12 protein-coding genes, 1 tRNA gene and 3 rRNA genes are annotated in these 20,047 nt (G+C 66.5%); 3 read left to right on the forward strand and 13 right to left on the reverse strand.

Features of this window, described 5'->3' with window-relative positions; all coding sequences use genetic code 11:
- The first annotated feature begins 24 nt into the window (after positions 1-24).
- Positions 25-2,781: a SpoIIE family protein phosphatase gene (locus tag OG448_RS07925; RefSeq protein WP_405552322.1), complete on the forward strand. Its 2,757-nt coding sequence runs from the start codon at positions 25-27 to the stop codon at positions 2,779-2,781.
- An 84-nt stretch (positions 2,782-2,865) separates the two neighbouring features.
- Here the strand turns inward: OG448_RS07925 and OG448_RS07930 are convergent.
- The 8 genes from OG448_RS07930 to thyX all read right to left on the reverse strand — a co-directional run bounded on the left by OG448_RS07930 (position 2,866) and on the right by thyX (position 13,384).
- Positions 2,866-2,938 (reverse strand) — tRNA-Thr (locus OG448_RS07930).
- A gap of 85 nt (positions 2,939-3,023) precedes the next feature.
- Positions 3,024-3,689, reverse strand: coding sequence for a DegT/DnrJ/EryC1/StrS family aminotransferase (locus OG448_RS07935; protein WP_405558719.1), 666 nt, complete (start codon positions 3,687-3,689; stop codon positions 3,024-3,026).
- Positions 3,690-3,806: 117 nt separating this feature from the next.
- Positions 3,807-3,923 (reverse strand): 5S ribosomal RNA (rrf, locus tag OG448_RS07940).
- Positions 3,924-4,006: 83 nt separating this feature from the next.
- Positions 4,007-7,129: ribosomal RNA gene (locus OG448_RS07945) — 23S ribosomal RNA — on the reverse strand.
- A gap of 293 nt (positions 7,130-7,422) precedes the next feature.
- Positions 7,423-8,948 (reverse strand): 16S ribosomal RNA (locus tag OG448_RS07950).
- Together the 16S, 23S and 5S rRNA genes form the textbook arrangement of a ribosomal RNA operon.
- Positions 8,949-9,645: 697 nt before the next feature.
- Entirely contained in the window at positions 9,646-11,331 is a 1,686-nt protein-coding gene (locus OG448_RS07955; RefSeq protein WP_405552324.1) for a ribonuclease J, read from the reverse strand.
- 157 nt (positions 11,332-11,488) lie between these two features.
- Positions 11,489-12,388, reverse strand: a complete 900-nt coding sequence (dapA, locus tag OG448_RS07960; protein WP_391300690.1) for a 4-hydroxy-tetrahydrodipicolinate synthase — start codon at positions 12,386-12,388, stop codon at positions 11,489-11,491.
- Positions 12,389-12,616: 228 nt separating this feature from the next.
- Entirely contained in the window at positions 12,617-13,384 is a 768-nt protein-coding gene (gene thyX / locus OG448_RS07965) for an FAD-dependent thymidylate synthase (RefSeq protein ID WP_051720629.1), read from the reverse strand.
- A gap of 176 nt (positions 13,385-13,560) precedes the next feature.
- Between thyX and OG448_RS07970 the strand changes: the two genes are divergently transcribed.
- Both OG448_RS07970 and OG448_RS07975 read left to right on the forward strand, forming a co-directional pair.
- Entirely contained in the window at positions 13,561-13,797 is a 237-nt protein-coding gene (locus OG448_RS07970; RefSeq protein ID WP_405552326.1) for a hypothetical protein, read from the forward strand.
- A 91-nt stretch (positions 13,798-13,888) separates the two neighbouring features.
- Positions 13,889-14,443, forward strand: coding sequence for a PH domain-containing protein (locus OG448_RS07975; protein ID WP_405552328.1), 555 nt, complete (start codon positions 13,889-13,891; stop codon positions 14,441-14,443).
- A 4-nt stretch (positions 14,444-14,447) separates the two neighbouring features.
- Here OG448_RS07975 and OG448_RS07980 read toward each other — a convergent pair whose 3' ends face one another.
- From OG448_RS07980 to rpsO, 5 genes are all read right to left on the reverse strand, one after another.
- Entirely contained in the window at positions 14,448-14,900 is a 453-nt protein-coding gene (locus OG448_RS07980; protein ID WP_405552330.1) for a hypothetical protein, read from the reverse strand.
- A 13-nt stretch (positions 14,901-14,913) separates the two neighbouring features.
- Complete coding sequence (gene dapB / locus OG448_RS07985; RefSeq protein ID WP_405552332.1) at positions 14,914-15,666, reverse strand: 4-hydroxy-tetrahydrodipicolinate reductase; 753 nt, start codon at positions 15,664-15,666, stop codon at positions 14,914-14,916.
- Between the two features lie 38 nt (positions 15,667-15,704).
- Positions 15,705-17,084: a M16 family metallopeptidase gene (locus OG448_RS07990; protein WP_405552333.1), complete on the reverse strand. Its 1,380-nt coding sequence runs from the start codon at positions 17,082-17,084 to the stop codon at positions 15,705-15,707.
- Positions 17,081-19,300: a polyribonucleotide nucleotidyltransferase gene (locus OG448_RS07995; RefSeq protein ID WP_391300679.1), complete on the reverse strand. Its 2,220-nt coding sequence runs from the start codon at positions 19,298-19,300 to the stop codon at positions 17,081-17,083. Before OG448_RS07995 ends, OG448_RS07990 begins: the two co-directional genes overlap by 4 nt.
- A 322-nt stretch (positions 19,301-19,622) precedes the next feature.
- The gene (gene rpsO, locus OG448_RS08000; protein ID WP_030816847.1) at positions 19,623-19,910 is read right to left on the reverse strand and encodes a 30S ribosomal protein S15; all 288 of its coding nucleotides are present in this window, start codon (positions 19,908-19,910) and stop codon (positions 19,623-19,625) included.
- Between the last annotated feature and the right edge of the window lie 137 nt (positions 19,911-20,047).

Consider the following 20,047-nt stretch of genomic DNA (forward strand, 5'->3'; position numbering starts at 1 on the left):
GCATCGGAGGGGCGGCCGCAGAGCATGACCACCGGACTGATCTCGGGGGGACCTCCCCCGGAGCCACGGCCGAAGGGCGAGCGGACCCCGCAGCAACGGTCCGAACCGGCCGGCCCGCCGGCCCCGTACGTCGACGACAGAGCAGGGAGTTCCGTGATCACCGCCCGCGCGGCCGCCAGCTTCGAGCCCGTCGGGCGTTCGGTCGCGACCGCCCGCGCCTTCGTCCGCGACACCCTCCAGGGCTGGGGGTTCGCGGACATCGTCGACGACGCCGTGGTGCTCACCAGCGAGCTGGTCACCAACGCCGTGGTCCACGCGGGCACCGAGGCCGAGGTCCTGTGCCTGCGCACCGAGCACGGCGTACGCGTCGAGGTCTCCGACCGCTACCCCGAGCGCGAGGTCCCGCTCCAGAGCGCGCACGCCGTCATGGGCAGCCCCGACCGCGAGGGCGGCCGCGGCCTGCAACTGTGCGCGGCCCTCGCCACCCGCTGGGGCGTCGAGTACACCCCCACCCACAAGAACGTCTGGTTCCAGCTCGACCTGCCCGAACGCCATGTCGGCACCCGCACCGCCGGACCGGCCCTGCCGCCCGACCTGCTCCCGCTGGCCGACAGCCGGGTCCGCGTGGCCGTCCTCCAGATCGACCGCAACGGCTGCGTCAGCGCCTGGAACGAGGACGCCGAGGACCTCTTCGGCTACCCGGCGAACGAGGTCGTCGGCAAGCCCCTCACCGACCTCGCCGCCTGGCCGCACACCCCCGGCACCGGCACCGGCATCGCCGAGGCCCTGCAGCTCTCCCGCTGGGAGGGCAGCTACGGCGTCCGGGGCGCCGACGGCCGCGTCTCCCCCGTCTACGCCTCCCACCTGCGCGTCCGGGACACCGGCGGCGAGCCCTCCACCGTCTGTCTCCTGGTCCGCGACCACGAACGCGCCGTCCTCCAGACCCCTTCCCGCGTCCCCACCGGCGACCAGGGGGGCTCCGACGGCCAGAGCGCGGACCCCTTCGAGGTCTTCATCGGCTCCCCCGCCCCCGACGACCTGGACGGACTCCTCCAGCGCACGGTCGAGCGCGCCCGCGACATGCTCGACGGCGACTCCGCCTTCCTGCTGCTCGCCACCGACGACGAGACCGAACTGGAGGTCCGTGCCTCCACCGGCCTGCCCTCCACCCGCCAGCGCTTCGCCCGTGTCCCCGTCGAGGCCGGCCCCGGCCGCTACGGCTCCGCCCGCATGCCCGCCGTCCACGACGACCTGAGCGCCATCCCCAGCGCCGCCGTGCCGCTCCTGGCCGGCACCGGCATGCGCTCGGTGGTCACCGTGCCGCTCAAGGTCGAGGGCCGCCTCACCGGCTCCCTCGGCGTCGCGGCCGAAGCGCCGGGCCGGTACTCCAACGAGGAGGCGCTGCGCCTCCAGTTCGCCGCCGACCGCATCGCGCTGGCCGTGGAGTCCGCCCGTCTCGGCGAGCTGGAGCGGCTGCGCAGAGGCTCGCTCAGCTTCCTGGTCGAGGCGTCCGACCTGCTCGCCGGCACCCTGGACCGCGACCAGACCCTCGCCCTGATGGCCCAGATGACCGTGCCGACCCTCGCCACCTGGTGCGCGGTCTACACGATCAGCGAGCAGTCCGCCGACCCGTACCTGTCGTACGTCCTGCACGAGGACGAGGAGTTCATCGACGGCATCAAGTCCTTGCTGTCGAAGATCCCGCCGCCCGACCCGGTACTGACGCCCGGCGCCCGCGTCTGGCCGCTGCCCGGCGAGGTCGCCCACCAGGCCGCCCTGCGCAGCTCCATGCGCAGCCTGGGCCTCTCCGGCGGTCCCACCCAGCAGCTCGCCTCCAGCATCGGCCCGACCCTCGCGACAGCCTCGGCGGTCGGCGGCGAGACCGTCGTCCTCCCCCTGGTGGCCCGCAACCGCGTCATCGGCATGCTGACCCTCGGCAAGCCCACCGACGACCACTTCCGCCAGGAGATCCTGGAACTGGCCGAGGACCTGTCCCGCCGGGCTGCCCTGGCCCTGGACAACGCCCGCCTGTACTCGGAGCGCACGGCCATCAGCCAGTCCCTCCAGCGCAGCCTCCTGCCTCCCGGCCTGCCCCCCATCGACGGCGTCGAGGTCGACGTCATCTACCGCGCGGCCGGCGAGGGCAACGAGGTAGGCGGCGACTTCTACGACCTCTTCCCCATCGGCGACGGCGCGTACGGCTTCGCCATCGGCGACGTCTGCGGCACCGGCCCCAACGCGGCGGCCGTCACGGGCCTCGCCCGGCACGCCCTGCGCCTGCTCGCCCGCGAGGGCCTGAGCGGCCCGGCGGTCCTGGAGCGCCTGAACTCCGCGATCCTCGACGAGGGCGACCGCAGCCGCTTCCTGACCCTGCTCTACGGCGAGCTGCGCCCGCAGGAGGACGGCGGCGCCGAACTGAAGGTGGTCTGCGCCGGCCACCCGCTCCCCCTGCGCCTGCGCCAGGACGGCACGGTCACCGCGGCCGCCGAACCCCAGCCCCTCCTCGGCGTCATCGAGGACCTGGAGCTGTACGAGGAGACGGTCACCCTGGACCCCGGCGACGTCCTCCTCTGCGTCACGGACGGCGTCACCGAACGCCGTGAGGGCACTCGCATGCTCGGCGACGACGGCCTCGCGGACGTCCTGACGACCTGCACGGGGCTCACGGCCGGCGCGGTCGCGGCGCGCGTGCTGCGCGCGGTGGAGCGGTTCGCCTCCGACGCACCCTCGGACGACATGGCGATCCTGGCGATGCGGGTTCCGGGGCTTCAGCAGGACTGAGGCCCCCGGCCCGCCCGGCCGGGCGGGCCATGCCCGCGGACATGCGAAAGGCCCCACCCGAAACGGGTGGGGCCTTTATCGCTGAGCCCCCAAACGGAATCGAACCGTTGACCTTCTCCTTACCATGGAGACGCTCTGCCGACTGAGCTATGGGGGCCTTGTCGCTTTCGAGGTTTCCCTCGCGGCAACAAGAAGATCGTACCCTGAACGGGCTCGGCTTCCCAAATCCGTTCGCCGCTTGTTCAGAAAGCGGGCTGGAGCAGTCCGCCAAGGGCATTGCAGGCGGAGACGATCCGCTGCATCTCCCGCTTCGTCAGGGCCGGGTCGACGGGCAGCGCCAGCGTCTCGTCCGCGGCCCGCTCGGTCTCCGGCAGCGTCCAGCCGGGGTGCCGGAACCGGGGCAGCCAGTGCGCGGGGGTCTGGACGGGAATCCGGCAGGCAACTCCCTTGGCCCGCAGGGCGCGTGCGAACGCGTCCCGGTCGGGCCGCCCGTTCCCCGGCACCCGCACCACATACTGCTGGTAGGTGTGCCCGTCACCGCTGTCCGGCGTCCGAACTCCCCTGAGCCGGGCGTCCAGATAGGCGGCCCGCTCCCGGCGCCGCACCAACTCCTCGTCCGGGGCGTCGGCTTCACCCCGCTCCAGCACCAACAGTCCGCGCTGGTGCCCCAGTTCACGCAGCGGCCTGACATCAGCCCGTCGCCCGAACCGGTGGACCACGACGACGGCCGCAGTGCGGGACGTCACGGCCACCGCGACGGAGTCCGCGTCCAGGCAGTAGGTGACCGGATCTATGTCGGCGAACACCGGCTGCGCGCCCACCAGGGCGACCGCCTCGGCGACTTCGGCGTTCCCGAAGGCAGGTACGACGACTTCGTCCCCGGCTCCCACGCCGGCGGCCCTGAGCATTGCTGCGGTACCCATGCGGCACATGCTCGATGGGCGACGTGAACGCCAAGTTAAGGAAAACAAAAAAGGGTTGGTCCCTGAACCGAAGTTCAGGGACCAACCCTTTTATCAAATTTAGTTCGGCGGCGTCCTACTCTCCCACAGGGTCCCCCCTGCAGTACCATCGGCGCTGTGAGGCTTAGCTTCCGGGTTCGGAATGTAACCGGGCGTTTCCCTCACGCTATGACCACCGAAACACTATGAAACTTTCAAACCGTCATGTGTGGCACATGAGGCTGTTCGTGGTTTCAGAACCAACACAGTGGACGCGAACAACTGAGGACAAGCCCTCGGCCTATTAGTACCAGTCAACTCCACCCGTTACCAGGCTTCCATATCTGGCCTATCAACCCAGTCGTCTACTGGGAGCCTTACCCTCTCAAGGAGGTGGGAATACTCATCTCGAAGCAGGCTTCCCGCTTAGATGCTTTCAGCGGTTATCCCTCCCGAACGTAGCCAACCAGCCATGCCCTTGGCAGGACAACTGGCACACCAGAGGTTCGTCCGTCCCGGTCCTCTCGTACTAGGGACAGCCCTTCTCAATATTCCTACGCGCACAGCGGATAGGGACCGAACTGTCTCACGACGTTCTAAACCCAGCTCGCGTACCGCTTTAATGGGCGAACAGCCCAACCCTTGGGACCGACTCCAGCCCCAGGATGCGACGAGCCGACATCGAGGTGCCAAACCATCCCGTCGATATGGACTCTTGGGGAAGATCAGCCTGTTATCCCCGGGGTACCTTTTATCCGTTGAGCGACGGCGCTTCCACAAGCCACCGCCGGATCACTAGTCCCGACTTTCGTCCCTGCTCGACCCGTCGGTCTCACAGTCAAGCTCCCTTGTGCACTTACACTCAACACCTGATTGCCAACCAGGCTGAGGGAACCTTTGGGCGCCTCCGTTACTCTTTAGGAGGCAACCGCCCCAGTTAAACTACCCATCAGACACTGTCCCTGATCCGGATCACGGACCCAGGTTAGACATCCAGCACGACCAGACTGGTATTTCAACGACGACTCCACACACACTGGCGTGCATGCTTCACAGTCTCCCAGCTATCCTACACAAGCCGAACCGAACACCAATATCAAACTGTAGTAAAGGTCCCGGGGTCTTTCCGTCCTGCTGCGCGAAACGAGCATCTTTACTCGTAGTGCAATTTCACCGGGCCTATGGTTGAGACAGTCGAGAAGTCGTTACGCCATTCGTGCAGGTCGGAACTTACCCGACAAGGAATTTCGCTACCTTAGGATGGTTATAGTTACCACCGCCGTTTACTGGCGCTTAAGTTCTCAGCTTCGCCACAACGAATTGTGACTAACCGGTCCCCTTAACGTTCCAGCACCGGGCAGGCGTCAGTCCGTATACATCGCCTTACGGCTTCGCACGGACCTGTGTTTTTAGTAAACAGTCGCTTCTCGCTGGTCTCTGCGGCCACCCCCAGCTCACCGTGTAAAACGGATCACCAGTGATGGCCCCCCTTCTCCCGAAGTTACGGGGGCATTTTGCCGAGTTCCTTAACCATAGTTCACCCGAACGCCTCGGTATTCTCTACCTGACCACCTGAGTCGGTTTAGGGTACGGGCCGCCATGAAACTCGCTAGAGGCTTTTCTCGACAGCATAGGATCATCCACTTCACCACAATCGGCTCGGCATCAGGTCTCACCCTTGATGAGTGGCGGATTTGCCTACCACTCGGGCTACACCCTTACCCCAGGACAACCACCGCCTGGGCTGGACTACCTTCCTGCGTCACCCCATCACTCACCTACTAACCGCTTGGGCCGGCGGCTCCACCACTTTCCATTCCCCGAAGGGTCCGGAACGGCTTCACGGCCTTAGCATCACGATGCTCGATGTTTGACGCTTCACAGCGGGTACCGGAATATCAACCGGTTATCCATCGACTACGCCTGTCGGCCTCGCCTTAGGTCCCGACTTACCCTGGGCAGATCAGCTTGACCCAGGAACCCTTAGTCAATCGGCGCAAACGTTTCTCACGTTTGTATCGCTACTCATGCCTGCATTCTCACTCGTGAACCGTCCACAACTCGCTTCCGCGGCTGCTTCACCCGGCACACGACGCTCCCCTACCCATCCATACAGGCGTTGGCCCTATTGTATGAATGACACGACTTCGGCGGTACGCTTGAGCCCCGCTACATTGTCGGCGCGGAATCACTAGACCAGTGAGCTATTACGCACTCTTTCAAGGGTGGCTGCTTCTAAGCCAACCTCCTGGTTGTCTCTGCGACTCCACATCCTTTCCCACTTAGCGTACGCTTAGGGGCCTTAGTCGATGCTCTGGGCTGTTTCCCTCTCGACCATGGAGCTTATCCCCCACAGTCTCACTGCCGTGCTCTCACTTACCGGCATTCGGAGTTTGGCTAAGGTCAGTAACCCGGTAGGGCCCATCGCCTATCCAGTGCTCTACCTCCGGCAAGAAACACACGACGCTGCACCTAAATGCATTTCGGGGAGAACCAGCTATCACGGAGTTTGATTGGCCTTTCACCCCTAACCACAGGTCATCCCCCAGGTTTTCAACCCTGGTGGGTTCGGTCCTCCACGAAGTCTTACCTCCGCTTCAACCTGCCCATGGCTAGATCACTCCGCTTCGGGTCTTGAGCGCGCTACTGAATCGCCCTATTCGGACTCGCTTTCGCTACGGCTTCCCCACACGGGTTAACCTCGCAACACACCGCAAACTCGCAGGCTCATTCTTCAAAAGGCACGCAGTCACGACGCATTGAGTAAACTCAATGCGCGACGCTCCCACGGCTTGTAGGCACACGGTTTCAGGTACTATTTCACTCCGCTCCCGCGGTACTTTTCACCATTCCCTCACGGTACTATCCGCTATCGGTCACCAGGGAATATTTAGGCTTAGCGGGTGGTCCCGCCAGATTCACACGGGATTTCTCGGGCCCCGTGCTACTTGGGTGTCTCTCAAACGAGCCGCTGATGTTTCGACTACGGGGGTCTTACCCTCTACGCCGGACCTTTCGCATGTCCTTCGCCTACATCAACGGTTTCTGACTCGTCCTGTCGCCGGCAGACGACAGAAGAGAGATCCCACAACCCCGCACACGCAACCCCTGCCGGGTCTCACACGTATACGGTTTGGCCTCATCCGGTTTCGCTCGCCACTACTCCCGGAATCACGGTTGTTTTCTCTTCCTGAGGGTACTGAGATGTTTCACTTCCCCTCGTTCCCTCCACACTGCCTATGTGTTCAGCAGCGGGTGACAGCCCATGACGACTGCCGGGTTTCCCCATTCGGAAACCCCCGGATCAAAGCCTGGTTGACGGCTCCCCGGGGACTATCGTGGCCTCCCACGTCCTTCATCGGTTCCTGGTGCCAAGGCATCCACCGTGCGCCCTTAAAAACTTGGCCACAGATGCTCGCGTCCACTGTGCAGTTCTCAAACAACGACCAGCCACCCATCACCCCACCAGACAAGCTAGTGAGTGCACTGGGGCCGGCGACTGAGGAAAACCATTCCCTCAGACACCCAACAGCGTGCCCGACACTCCCACCACCCTCATCCGTTCCACGCCGAAGCAGTACTAGGAGAAAAGCAGTGAGTGTGCCGAATAATCAACGTTCCACCCATGAGCAACCAGCATCGAACATTCGCCGATGTACTGGCCTCTGACCAACCGTGGTTGGTAAGAAGTGCTCCTTAGAAAGGAGGTGATCCAGCCGCACCTTCCGGTACGGCTACCTTGTTACGACTTCGTCCCAATCGCCAGTCCCACCTTCGACAGCTCCCTCCCACAAGGGGTTGGGCCACCGGCTTCGGGTGTTACCGACTTTCGTGACGTGACGGGCGGTGTGTACAAGGCCCGGGAACGTATTCACCGCAGCAATGCTGATCTGCGATTACTAGCAACTCCGACTTCATGGGGTCGAGTTGCAGACCCCAATCCGAACTGAGACAGGCTTTTTGAGATTCGCTCTACCTCACGGTTTCGCAGCTCATTGTACCTGCCATTGTAGCACGTGTGCAGCCCAAGACATAAGGGGCATGATGACTTGACGTCGTCCCCACCTTCCTCCGAGTTGACCCCGGCAGTCTCCTGTGAGTCCCCATCACCCCGAAGGGCATGCTGGCAACACAGAACAAGGGTTGCGCTCGTTGCGGGACTTAACCCAACATCTCACGACACGAGCTGACGACAGCCATGCACCACCTGTACACCGACCACAAGGGGGGCACCATCTCTGATGCTTTCCGGTGTATGTCAAGCCTTGGTAAGGTTCTTCGCGTTGCGTCGAATTAAGCCACATGCTCCGCTGCTTGTGCGGGCCCCCGTCAATTCCTTTGAGTTTTAGCCTTGCGGCCGTACTCCCCAGGCGGGGAACTTAATGCGTTAGCTGCGGCACCGACGACGTGGAATGTCGCCAACACCTAGTTCCCACCGTTTACGGCGTGGACTACCAGGGTATCTAATCCTGTTCGCTCCCCACGCTTTCGCTCCTCAGCGTCAGTAATGGCCCAGAGATCCGCCTTCGCCACCGGTGTTCCTCCTGATATCTGCGCATTTCACCGCTACACCAGGAATTCCGATCTCCCCTACCACACTCTAGCTAGCCCGTATCGACTGCAGACCCGAGGTTAAGCCTCGGGCTTTCACAATCGACGTGACAAGCCGCCTACGAGCTCTTTACGCCCAATAATTCCGGACAACGCTTGCGCCCTACGTATTACCGCGGCTGCTGGCACGTAGTTAGCCGGCGCTTCTTCTGCAGGTACCGTCACTTTCGCTTCTTCCCTGCTGAAAGAGGTTTACAACCCGAAGGCCGTCATCCCTCACGCGGCGTCGCTGCATCAGGCTTTCGCCCATTGTGCAATATTCCCCACTGCTGCCTCCCGTAGGAGTCTGGGCCGTGTCTCAGTCCCAGTGTGGCCGGTCGCCCTCTCAGGCCGGCTACCCGTCGTCGCCTTGGTGAGCCATTACCTCACCAACAAGCTGATAGGCCGCGGGCTCATCCTTCACCGCCGGAGCTTTTAACCGCAGACCATGCGATCCGCAGTGTTATCCGGTATTAGACCCCGTTTCCAGGGCTTGTCCCAGAGTGAAGGGCAGATTGCCCACGTGTTACTCACCCGTTCGCCACTAATCCCCACCGAAGTGGTTCATCGTTCGACTTGCATGTGTTAAGCACGCCGCCAGCGTTCGTCCTGAGCCAGGATCAAACTCTCCGTGAATGTTTACCGGTAATCCGGTGCACACACACGAGAGCGGAACCATCGGAGGAATAGTCCGATGGTTCACAGCGTCCTCGCTGTGTTTTTTCAAAGGAACCTCGTCCCAGTCAGTGACTGGAGACGGGGTTATCAACATATCTGGCGTTGATTTTTGGCACGCTGTTGAGTTCTCAAGGAACGGTCGCTTCCTTTGTACTCACCCTCTCGGGCTTTCCTCCGGGCTTCCCTTCGGTGTTTCCGACTCTATCAGATCTTTTTCCGATCCGATTTCCTCGGTGCTTTCCAGTTCTTCGCTTTCGCGTTTCCCTTTCCGGCGGTTCCGACTCTATCAGATCCTTTCGGCGTCTGATTCCCAGCCAGAGGGGATTGTCTTCCCGGCCCGCTGGGCCGTTCCGACGTCTCAAACCTTAGCGGATCAACCCCGGCAGTTCCTAATCGGGCCGTCGGCCCCATTCGAATTGAATTCGGACGCGCCGAAAGCAATCCCGAACGGGAGAGTCGCACTGATGGTTGGAGTGCCGCTGTCGCGGCGGAGGTGCCACCACAGAACCGTTACGGCTCCGGGGCAGACCAAGGACTCTACGGATTGGCCCATGGGGTGTCAACCCACCCTGTCAAGATTTTTTTCCAGCGCGGACACGACTGGGGCCCCTCGACCGGTGTCGAGGGGCCCCAGTGCAGGTCAGAGCGTCGTGGATCAGACCTCGACGACGACCGGAAGGATCATCGGGCGTCGGCGGTAGGTGTCCGAGACCCACTTGCCGAGCGTCCGGCGGATGAGCTGCTGGAGCTGGTGAGGCTCCACGACGCCGTCCTGGGCCGACCGCTCCAGCGATTCGGTGATCTTCGGGAGGACCGCCGCGAAGGCACCGTCGTCGATACCGGAGCCGCGGGCCTGGATGTGCGGACCACCCGTGATCTTGCCGGTGGACGCGTCCATCACCAGGAAGACCGAGATGATGCCCTCGTCGCCGAGGATCTTGCGGTCCTTCAGCGCGGGCTCGCCGACATCGCCGACCGAGAGGCCGTCGACGTAGACGTAACCGGCCTGGACCTTGCCCGCGATCTTCGCCTTGCCCTCGACCAGGTCGACGACCACGCCGTCCTCGGCGATGACGATCCGGTCGTGCGGGACGCCGGTCGCGGCGCCCAGCTCGGCGTTGGCGCGCAGGTGGCGCCATTCGCCGTGGACCGGCATGAGGTTCTTCGGGCGGCAGATGTTGTAGAAGTACAGCAGCTCGCCCGCGGACGCGTGGCCTGAGACGTGCACCTTGGCGTTGCCCTTGTGCACGACGTTGGCACCCCAGCGGGTCAGGCCGTTGATCACGCGGTAGACCGCGTTCTCGTTACCCGGGATGAGGGACGAGGCCAGGATGACCGTGTCGCCCTCGACGATGCGGATCTGGTGGTCCCGGTTGGCCATGCGGGACAGGGCCGCCATCGGCTCGCCCTGGGAACCCGTGCAGACCAGGACGACCTTGTCGGCCGGCAGGTCGTCGAGCTGCTTGACGTCGACGACGAGGCCCGGCGGGACCTTCAGGTAGCCGAGGTCCCGCGCGATGCCCATGTTGCGGACCATGGAGCGGCCGACGAAGGCGACCTTGCGGCCGTACTTCTGGGCGGTGTCCAGGATCTGCTGGATGCGGTGCACATGGCTGGCGAAGCTCGCCACGATGATGCGGCTGTGCGCGTTCGCGAAGACGTTGTCCAGCACGTTGGAGATGTCGCGCTCGGGCGGGACGAAGCCGGGGACCTCGGCGTTCGTGGAGTCCGAGAGAAGGAGGTCGATGCCCTCCTCGCTCAGGCGCGCGAAGGCGTGCAGGTCGGTGAGCCGGCCGTCCAGCGGGAGCTGGTCCATCTTGAAGTCGCCGGTGTGCACGACCATGCCGGCCGGGGTGCGGATGGCGACCGCGAGGGCGTCCGGGATGGAGTGGTTGACCGCGACGAACTCCAGGTCGAAGGGGCCGACCCGCTCACGGTCGCCCGCCTCCACCTCCAGGGTGTACGGGCGGATGCGGTGCTCCTGCAGCTTGGCCTCGATCAGCGCGAGGGTCAGCTTGGAGCCGATCAGCGGGATGTCGGGCTTCTCGCGCAGCAGATAGGGGACCGCGCCGATGTGGTCCTCGTGGCCGTGCGTGAGGACGATGCCCTCGATGTCGTCGAGGCGGTCCCGGATGGACGAGAAGTCCGGCAGGATCAGGTCGACTCCGGGCTGCTCCTCCTCGGGGAACAGCACTCCGCAGTCGACGATCAGCAGACGGCCGTCGTACTCGAAGACCGTCATGTTCCGGCCGATCTCACCGAGACCGCCGAGCGGGGTGACGCGCAGGCCGCCCTTGGCGAGCGGCGGCGGCGGGGCCAGTTCAGGGTGCGGATGACTCAAAAGACTCTCCTGACCACACGCGCCACGTACCGGTGGGCACGTGGCGCGCATGACGTTTCAGTGCGTGCGGTTGTCGTAAGGGGGGGCGGGCACCGGTGCGCCCGCTATGCGGTTGTGTACTGCGGTTGTGTGGCTCGGATGGTGCTGAAGTCTGTTGTCAGAGCTGTACCCCGCCGGCCGCAAGATCGATCTTGAGCTGGGCGATCTCCTCGGGGGAGCACTCGACCATGGGGGCGCGCAGCGGACCGGCGGGCAGGCCCAGGAGGGCGAGCGCGGCCTTGGTGGTCATGACGCCCTGGGTGCGGAAGACGCCGGTGTACACCGGGAGCAGCTTCTGGTGGATCTCGGCGGCCTTGACGACGTCGCCCGAGGTGTAGGCGTCCACGAGGGCGCGCAGGTCGGGGGCGACGAGGTGGCCGACGACGGAGACGAAGCCGACGGCGCCGACGGAGAGCAGGGGGAGGTTCAGCATGTCGTCGCCGGAGTACCAGGCGAGGCCGGAGCGGGCGATGGCCCAGCTCGCGCGGCCGAGGTCGCCCTTGGCGTCCTTGTTGGCGACGATCCGGGGGTGCTCCGCGAGGCGGACCAGGGTCTCGGTGCTGATCGGGACGCCACTGCGGCCGGGGATGTCGTAGAGCATCACCGGCAGGCCGGTGTTGTCGGCGACGGCCGTGAAGTGGCGGTACAGGCCCTCCTGCGGGGGCTTGTTGTAGTACGGCGTGACGACCAGCAGGCCGTGGGCGCCGTCTCGTTCGGCCTGGCGGGCCAGTTCGAGGGTGTGGCGGGTGTCGTTGGTGCCGACTCCGGCCACGACGCGGGCGCGGTCGCCGACCGCTTCCACGACGGCTCGTACGAGGTCCGATTTCTCCGCGTCGCTGGTGGTGGGTGACTCGCCGGTGGTGCCGTTGACGATCAGGCCGTCGTTGCCTGCGTCCACCAGGTGGGCGGCGAGCCGCTGCGCGCCGTCGAGATCGAGTGCGCCGTCCGCCGTGAAGGGCGTGACCATGGCGGTGAGGACCCGCCCGAAGGGGGTCTGCGGAGTCGAGGTCGGAGCCATGGGTGACACGCTACTCGGTACTCGATCCATGGTCTGCCCGTGGGGTGTCGGGAAAGTCAGGACAAACGCGGGTCAAACTCCCGGTCAAGAAGGAGCCCGGCACTGCCTGCTCGGGGGTTCAAGCAGTGCCGGGTCCGTTTGATCAGGCTAGATGAACTTCTCTAAATGCCGCAATACGGACACTTCGGGAGGCTGACCCGTACATCCGTTCCGCGCGGGGGAACAGGGTTACGGGGCGACGCGGCCGTTGGCGTTGAAGGCGGCGTAGGTGAGCGGCATCAGACGGGCCCATTCGGCCTCCATCTTCTCGCCCACCATCTCGATCTCCCGCTGCGGGAAGGACGGCACCTTGGCCAGCTCGTGCTGGGTGCGCAGGCCCAGGAAGTGCATCAGGGAGCGGGCGTTGCAGGTGGCATACATCGAGGAGTACAGGCCGACCGGGAGGGCCGCACGGGCGACCTCACGGGCGACGCCCTCGGCGAGCAGCTTCTGGTAGGCGGCGTACGCCTGCTCGTATGACTCCGTCAGGGTGTCGCGCACCGCGTCGTACTGGGCGGGGCTGCCCTCGACGAAGACGTACTTGCCCGGGCGGCCCTCCTGGACCAGCTTGCGGGAGGTGTCGGGGACGTAGAAGACCGGCTGGAGCTCCCGGTAGCGGCCCGATTCCTCGTTGTACGACCAGCCGACGCGGTGCCGCATGAACTCGCGGAAGACGAAGATCGGGGCGCTGATGAGGAAGGTCATCGAGTTGTGCTCGAACGGGCTGCCGTGCCGGTCCCGCACCAGGTAGTTGATCAGGCCCTTGGAGCGCTCGGGGTCCTTCTGGAGCTCGTCCAGGGACTGCTCGCCCAGGGTGGAGACACGGGCGGCGAAGAGGACGTCGCTGTCGGACGCGCTGGATTTCACCAGCTCGACGGTGACGTCGCTACGGAGCGTGAGCGGCTCGGGGGTGGTCACAAAGGTCCTTCCATCACTTCTGCGGTTTGCAGCCACCATACGGGGCACGCTCACCGGCCAGAGCAACACCTCACCTCAAAGATCGCATCCAGCGGTTTTCCGGACATGGGCACCTTTTGTGCCACTCGGTCGTCTGAAGGGGTGAGGTAGCTCCGGTGAGGCTTCTGCCGTCTCCCGCGAGCCGCCCGTACACCCCGGAAGGAGATCCACCCCAGATGTTCCGTCGTCGTGAGCCCGTGCCCTTCGCCTTCATCGCCGAGGCCGACAGGTTCCGCGGCAATGTCACTCCCCCGCCCCCCGAGCGCGCGTCCCGCGGGGAGCGGGCCGGGCGCTCGCTGCTCATGCTGACCCTGGTCGCCGGGATAGTGGGCGCGCTGATGCTCGGCATGCCCGCGCTGTCCACTCCGTCCGCGCCGCCGGCCGGTCAGTCGCAGGCGGCGCCGGGTCACTGACCCTTGTGGCCGCTCACGGCTGGTGAGCCCCGCCACAGGCGGATAGCCTCACCGGGCACAAGCCCGTGCGAGGACCTTGCGAGGAACAGCCGTGCCCCTGCCCTTCCTGACGGCCGACCGCACTTTCGAGGCGGCCGACGAGAGCTCGCTGCCCTATGACGACCGGGACCGCTGGCGGCGCCCGTACCGTCCCGGCCCGTGGCGGGTGGGTGGCGCGGCGCTGGGGCTGCTGTTCTCCTCGTTCGTGCTGTTCGGGGCCGTGCTCACCGCCCTGACCGGCACCACGACCTCCGCGGGGGTCACGTTCGTGCTCGCCGCGGGGATCGTCCTCGGCGCGCTGCGGGTGCTGCGCATGGGCGTCTGGGTCAGCCCGCGCGGTCTGCGCCAGGTCGGCTTCCTGGCGACGCGTACGGTGCCCTGGGAGCGGGTGGTCTCGCTGCGGACGGCGCAGCAGCCGGTGCGCTGGCTGGGGCTGCCCCGCACGGTGCAGGGGCAGGCGCTGACGCTGGTCCTGAGCGACCGCGCCCCCGATGACACTCCCCCGCTGCTGACCACGCACACGCTGGACTTCCTCAACCGCCCCGCCGGGTTCGACCTGGCCTCGGACACGATCGAGGCGTGGGCCGCGGAGTACCGGCGCGGCTGAGAGGTCAGGCCGGGAGGTGCCGGCCGTCGTGCAGGGCGATGGCGCGCTGCATCGTCTTGCGGGCACGCGGGGTGTCGCGGGCGTCGTGGTAGGCGACGGCGAGCCGGAACCAGCTTCGCCAGTCGTCCGGGGCGGCCTCGGTCTCGGCCTTGCGCCGGGCGAACACCTCGTCGGCCGAGTCGCGGTCGATCCGGCCGTCCGGGGTGCGGCGCAGCTCGTCCACGGGCAGGCCGCCCTCGGCCTCCAGTTCGGCGGCGAGCTGGTTGGCCCGGCGGACGAACTGGGTGTTCTTCCAGAGGAACCAGACGCCGATGACCGGCAGGATCAGCACGGCCACACCGAAGGTGACGGTGAGGAGCGTGCCGGACTGGATGAGCATCACGCCCCGGCTGCCGACCAAGACGAAGTAGAAGACCAGGACGGCGGCCGTGACGAGGTAGGTGATCTTCGCGCGCATGAGGTGGGGGTACTCAGCCCAGGTCCAGGAAGTGTTCGAGGCCGAAGGTGAGGCCCGGAGCGGACCCCACCCGGCGCACACCGAGCAGGATGCCCGGCATGAAGCTGCTGTGGTGCAGCGAGTCGTGGCGGAGGGTGAGGGTCTCGCCCTCGCCGCCGAGCAGGACCTCCTGGTGGGCCAGGAGGCCACGCAGCCGGACCGCGTGCACCGGCACCCCGTCCACGTCGGCGCCCCGGGCGCCGTCCAGCGCGGTGACCGTGGCGTCGGGAGCCTCGGGGGTGCCGGCCTTGCGGCGGGCCTCGGCGATGAGCTGGGCGGTGCGGGTGGCGGTGCCGGAGGGGGCGTCCACCTTGTTGGGGTGGTGCAGCTCGACGACCTCGACGGACTCGAACCAGGGCGCGGCGATCTGCGCGAACTTCATGGTGAGGACGGCGCCGATGGAGAAGTTCGGGGCGATGAGCACGCCCGTCTCCGGGGACCGGTCGAGCCAGCCCCTGAGCTGCGCGAGGCGCTCGTCGGTCCAGCCGGTGGTGCCGACGACCGCGTGGATGCCGTGGCGCACGCAGAAGTCGAGGTTGCCCATGACCGACGCCGGGGTGGTGAGGTCGACAGCGACCTGGGCGTGGGCGTCCACCAGCGTCTCCAGCTTGTCGCCCCGGCCGAGGGAGGCGACCAGCTCCATGTCCTCGGCGGCCTCGACGGCCCGTACCGCCTCGGACCCGATACGGCCCCCTCCGCCGAGGACCGCCACGCGCAGCTTGCTCATCTCTTCGTTTCCTTACCGCAGTTGAGGGACCGGGTGGGTCAGGCGACCGCGTCGTTGAGCCGGGCGGCCTGCTTGTCCTTCAGCGGGCCTATGACCGACAGCGACGGGCGCTGTCCCAGGATGTCGCGGGCGACGGAGCGGACCTCGTCCGGGGTCACCGCGGCGATCCGGGCCAGCATGTCGTCCACCGACATGTGGTCGCCCCAGCACAGCTCGCTCTTGCCGATACGGTTCATCAGCGCGCCGGTGTCCTCCAGGCCGAGGACGGTGCCGCCCTTCATCTGGCCGATGGCCCGGGTGATCTCGTCGTCGCTGAGACCGTTCGCGGCGACCTGGTCCAGCTCGTCCCGGCAGATCTTCAGCACGTCGTGCACCTGGCTCGGGCGGCAGCCCGCGTACACCCCGAACAGGCCGCAGTCGGCGAAGCTGGAGGTGTAGGAGTACACGCTGTAGGCCAGGCCACGCTTCTCCCGGACCTCCTGGAAGAGCCGGGAGGACATGCCGCCGCCGAGGGCGGTGTTGAGGACGCCCATGGCCCAGCGGCGGTCGTCGGTGCGGGCGAGGCCGGGCATGCCGAGGATGACATGAGCCTGCTCGGTCTTGCGGCCGACCAGCTCGACGCGGCCCGCGGTGCGGATGGTGCGGCTGCCCTCGCGCGGGGCGATGGGCTGGGCGCCGTTGTCGCGCAGGGCGCCCGACTTCTCGAAGGCGGCGCGGACCTGGCGGACGACCTTGGCGTGGTCGATGTTGCCGGCGGCCGCGACGACGAGGTGGGTCGGGTCGTAGTGCTTCTTGTAGAAGCGGCGGATGCGGTCGGCGGTGAGGGCGTTGACGGTGTCGACCGTGCCGAGGACCGGGCGGCCCAGCGCGTTGTCGCCGAACATGGTGTGCGCGAAGAGGTCGTGCACGCAGTCGCCGGCGTCGTCCTCGGTCATGGCGATCTCTTCGAGGATCGCGCCGCGTTCGACGTCGACGTCCTCCTCACGGATCAGCGAGCCGGTCAGCATGTCGCACACCACGTCGATGGCGAGCGGCAGGTCGGTGTCGAGCACGCGTGCGTAGTAGCACGTGTACTCCTTGGCCGTGAACGCGTTCATCTCGCCGCCGACGGCGTCGACCGCGGCGGAGATGTCGAGGGCGGAGCGCTTGTCGGTGCCCTTGAAGAGCAGGTGCTCCAGGTAGTGCGTGGCGCCGTTCAGCGACGGGGTCTCGTCACGGGAGCCGACGTGCGCCCAGATGCCGAAGGTGGCCGAGCGCACGGAGGGCAGCGTCTCGGTGACGATGCGCAGGCCACCGGGGAGGGTGGTCCTGCGGACGGTGCCGATGCCGTTCATGCCCTTGATGAGGGTTTGGGTACGGGCGACGGCCCGCGCCTCCGAGGAGGTGCGGGCCGTCGCCTTGAAGCTACGGGACGTCACTGGTCGGCGTCGTCCTTCTTGTCGTCCGAGCCGTCCTCGCCCTCGATCACGGGGATGAGGGAGAGCTTGCCGCGGGAGTCGATCTCGGCGATCTCGACCTGGACCTTCTGGCCCACACCGAGGACGTCCTCGACGTTCTCCACGCGCTTGCCGCCGGCGAGCTTGCGGATCTGCGAGATGTGCAGCAGACCGTCCTTGCCGGGGAGCAGGGAGACGAACGCACCGAAGGTGGTGGTCTTCACGACCGTACCCAGGTAGCGCTCGCCGACCTCGGGCATCGTCGGGTTGGCGATGCCGTTGATCGTGGCGCGGGCGGCCTCGGCGGACGGTCCGTCCACCGCGCCGATGTAGATCGTGCCGTCGTCCTCGATCGTGATGTCGGCGCCCGTGTCCTCCTGGATCTGGTTGATCATCTTGCCCTTCGGGCCGATGACCTCACCGATCTTGTCGACCGGGATCTTGACGGTGATGATCCGCGGGGCGTTCGGGGACATCTCGTCGGGCCGGTCGATGGCCTCCATCATCACGTCGAGGATGTGGAGACGGGCGTCGCGGGCCTGCTTGAGGGCCGCGGCCAGGACGGACGCCGGGATGCCGTCCAGCTTGGTGTCGAGCTGGAGGGCGGTCACGAAGTCCTTGGTGCCGGCGACCTTGAAGTCCATGTCGCCGAAGGCGTCCTCCGCACCGAGGATGTCGGTGAGGGTGACGTAGTGCGTCTCGCCGTCGGCCTGCTCGGAGATCAGGCCCATGGCGATACCGGCGACGGGGGCCTTGAGCGGCACACCGGCGTTCAGCATCGACATGGTGGAGGCGCAGACCGAGCCCATGGACGTCGAACCGTTGGAGCCGAGGGCCTCGGACACCTGGCGGATCGCGTAGGGGAACTCCTCGCGCGTCGGCAGAACCGGCACGAGGGCGCGCTCGGCGAGGGCGCCGTGGCCGATCTCGCGGCGCTTCGGGGAGCCGACGCGGCCGGTCTCACCGACGGAGTACGGCGGGAAGTTGTAGTTGTGCATGTAGCGCTTGCGCGTCACCGGGGAGAGGGTGTCGAGCTGCTGCTCCATGCGGAGCATGTTCAGGGTGGTGATGCCCAGGATCTGGGTCTCGCCACGCTCGAACAGCGCCGAGCCGTGCACGCGCGGGATGGCCTCGACCTCGGCGGCGAGCGTACGGATGTCCGTGACGCCGCGGCCGTCGATGCGCTTCTTCTCCTTGATCACGCGCTCGCGGACCAACTGCTTGGTCAGCGCGCGGTAAGCGGCGGAGATCTCCTTCTCGCGGCCCTCGAACTCCGGCAGGAGCTTCTCGGCCGCCAGACCCTTGACGCGGTCCAGCTCGGCCTCGCGCTCCTGCTTGCCGGCGATGGTGAGCGCCTGGGCCAGCTCGGGCTGTACGGCCTTCTTCAGCGCCTGGTACACGTCGTCCTGGTAGTCCAGGAAGATCGGGAACTCGCCCTCGGGCTTGGCGGCCTTGGAGGCGAGGTCGGCCTGGGCGCGGCACAGGACCTTGATGAAGGGCTTGGCGGCCTCGAGGCCGGCGGCCACGACCTCCTCGGTGGGCGCCTCGGCGCCGCCCTCGACCAGCTTGATCGTCTGGTCGGTGGCCTCGGCCTCGACCATCATGATCGCGACGTCGCCGTCCTCCAGGACGCGGCCGGCGACCACCATGTCGAAGACGGCGTCCTCGAGCTCGGTGTGCGTCGGGAACGCGACCCACTGGCCGCGGATCAGCGCGACGCGGACGCCGCCGATCGGGCCGGAGAAGGGCAGGCCGGCGAGCTGCGTCGACGCGGACGCGGCGTTGATCGCCACGACGTCGTACAGGTGGTCCGGGTTGAGCGCCATGATCGTGGCGACGACCTGGATCTCGTTGCGCAGGCCCTTCTTGAAGGACGGGCGCAGCGGGCGGTCGATCAGGCGGCAGGTGAGGATCGCGTCCTCGGAGGGGCGGCCCTCACGGCGGAAGAAGCTGCCGGGGATCTTGCCGGCGGCGTACATCCGCTCCTCGACGTCCACCGTGAGGGGGAAGAAGTCGAGCTGGTCCTTGGGGGCCTTGGAGGCGGTGGTGGCCGACAGCACCATGGTGTCGTCGTCCAGGTACGCCACGGCGGAGCCGGCGGCCTGCTTGGCCAGGCGGCCCGTCTCGAAGCGGATGGTGCGGGTGCCGAAGGAACCGTTGTCAATGACGGCCTCGGCGTAGTGGGTCTCGTTCTCCACTAGCGTTCTCTCCTCGTCTTCGTCCCGCTCGCCCGTGTGGCGTGGGGACGGTGGTGGGAGAAGCGCTCCGTCTGGTGCGGGCCGGTCTTCGATCGAAGCACCCAGGGGCTCTCTTCCCCCCTGGGGGCCACTACCGAGGACCGGCGGCGGCGCGGTGCGCGTCTCCTCGTTCTGTCTCGTACGTGATGCGTTGTGCCAACACCCTACAAAGAGGGAGTGACAGTCCGCACGTTTCCGCACCTGCCGCGGGTGCGGCCGGTGGGCACGTACAGCAAAAGGGAGCGGTTCCCGACAGGCTCGGGAACCGCTCCCTCATGGCAACTTACTTGGCGCCAGCCGCACCGCGGCGGATGCCGAGGCGGTCGACCAGGGCGCGGAAGCGCTGGATGTCCTTCTTGGCCAGGTACTGCAGCAGGCGACGGCGCTGACCGACCAGGATCAGCAGACCACGGCGGGAGTGGTGGTCGTGCTTGTGGGCCTTGAGGTGCTCGGTCAGGTCGGAGATCCGGCGCGACAGCATGGCGACCTGGACCTCGGGGGAGCCGGTGTCGCCCTCCTTCTGGCCGAACTCGGCGATGATCTGCTTCTTCGTAGCGGCGTCGAGAGACACTCGTACTCCTCATGGTGGTTGCCACCGAGTGCCCCCGGTCTGAATCTCGGGGGAGCTTCCGTTACTCGGGAGGCGGGGACTCGCTGAGCGCGGCCTCCAGAGCGGGGCTCCGGGGGTGCGTACACGAACGGCCGTCA

This window comes from Streptomyces sp. NBC_01171 (genome assembly GCF_045039805.1).
Lineage (GTDB): Bacteria > Actinomycetota > Actinomycetes > Streptomycetales > Streptomycetaceae > Streptomyces.